At 45.4% G+C, this 1,162-nt stretch carries 2 protein-coding genes; one reads left to right on the top strand and one right to left on the bottom strand.

All coding sequences use genetic code 11. The annotated features are described in order from the left end of the window. On the top strand, positions 1-358 hold a 358-nt coding region (locus A3757_RS01900), incomplete at its 5' end, for a diguanylate cyclase (protein WP_156506104.1). 20 nt (positions 359-378) lie between these two features. Here the strand turns inward: A3757_RS01900 and A3757_RS01905 are convergent. Then, positions 379-1,162: AraC family transcriptional regulator (locus A3757_RS01905; protein WP_156506105.1), on the bottom strand; the 784-nt coding region annotated here is incomplete at its 5' end.

The following is a 1,162-nucleotide window of genomic DNA, read 5'->3' on the forward strand; positions in this document are numbered from 1 at the left end:
ACATCATCTGAATGAGTTAACACGAAAGAGTGATTTGGCATTCCGCTTTGCTGGTGATGAGTTTGTCGTGTTGCTGCCTCATCAGCGCCAAGAAGGCGCTGATATTATTGCAGGGCGTATTCGCGAGCATCTCTTGAATACGCCTCTCAGAGTCGAGGATAAGGTAATTCCTGTTGTGATTAGTTATGGCGTGATTTCGACAGAATCAATGGATCGAGTCGACTCTAAAATGATGCTTAAAATAGCCGATGAGCGGCTTTATGAAATGAAGCGTCAGAAACCTTCCAAACGAGTAAGTGTTCCTGAAACCCAGGATAATGTCGTGGTTGCCAAGGCTGGCCTGGTGAGTACCGACTAATACTCGCCAAGCTGTCGGTTTTATAGGCTTTTCAATTGCGAACTTTCTGTTCGGTACTGCCCTGGTGTCATACCGGTCCAACTTTTAAAGCTGCGATGAAATGAGCGCCCGTCAGAAAAGCCCAGGTTATAAGCAATATCTTGAATTCCTATTTCGGAGCTTTTCAGAAGTTCGGTCGCTAAGTCTAGTCTGACTTCATTTAACAGCGTTTGATAAGAACTGTCTTCAGCGACGAGTTTTCTCTGCAGTGTTCGTTCGGTCATGTTTAGTTCATTCGCAATGAGTTCTTTTCTTGCGCTGCCTAGATTCAATTGGTGTCGAATGAGTGCTTTGACTTTATCAGCAAAGTTCTCACTAGCCAGGCTAAGGTGAGTCATTTGCTCACTAGCATGAGATTCAAGAGTTTTGAGTAGCAGGTTATCGGGTTGGCGAAGTGAAATAGACAGTAGGTCTTTATTTAGCACAATACCGTTGTGCTGAGCCTCAAACTCAACGGGTGCATTGAAGAAGCGGGTATATTCTTCTTGGAGCTTTGCAGAAGGAGCGGGGCGCCCGATTAGTATCTTTTCAGCAGAGGCATTTTGGTTTGCTAACCAGCGTGCAAAGTTTGTCCACGAAGCCAACACGTTATCGATCATATGAGGCCTGACAATCGGGTCGTCGTAAATACAGTGCCAGCACTGCAAGATGCTGTTCCCTAAATCTTTAAAGCTGGTTGTTCCCATATCCCCGACAAGTCTTTCATAGGGCTGTATTTTATCCATGGCTTCACCGATGGTGGCGCAACTCATAGTGATATAGCCA

The sequence above is a fragment of the Oleiphilus sp. HI0117 genome (assembly GCF_001635235.1).